The organism is Gilvimarinus sp. 1_MG-2023 (assembly GCF_030548285.1).
Genome location: NZ_JAUOSC010000363.1, coordinates 1 through 365 on the forward strand (window position 1 = coordinate 1; position 365 = coordinate 365).

Consider the following 365-nt stretch of genomic DNA (forward strand, 5'->3'; position numbering starts at 1 on the left):
TAGCCTTTAAAGAATGGCGTGTGACGACCACCTTCTTCTTTGCTCAGTACGTAAACTTCGCCTTCGAACTTGGTGTGCGGGTTTACCGAACCTGGCTTGGCCAGTACCTGACCACGCTCAATCTCGTCACGCTTAGTACCACGCAGCAGAACACCAACGTTCTCACCAGCACGGCCTTCGTCCAGCATCTTGCGGAACATCTCAACACCAGTACAAGTAGTCTTGGTGGTGTCTTTGATACCCACGATTTCGATTTCTTCACCAACGGTGATGATACCGCGCTCAACACGACCGGTAACAACGGTACCGCGACCTGAGATCGAGAATACGTCTTCCACTGGCATCAGGAACGGCTGATCAATCGC

At 52.1% G+C, this 365-nt stretch carries 1 protein-coding gene; it reads right to left on the reverse strand.

Annotated elements, in window-relative coordinates:
• A partial coding sequence (locus Q4563_RS17205) for an EF-Tu/IF-2/RF-3 family GTPase (protein WP_303605361.1) occupies positions 1–365 on the reverse strand: 365 nt, incomplete at both ends.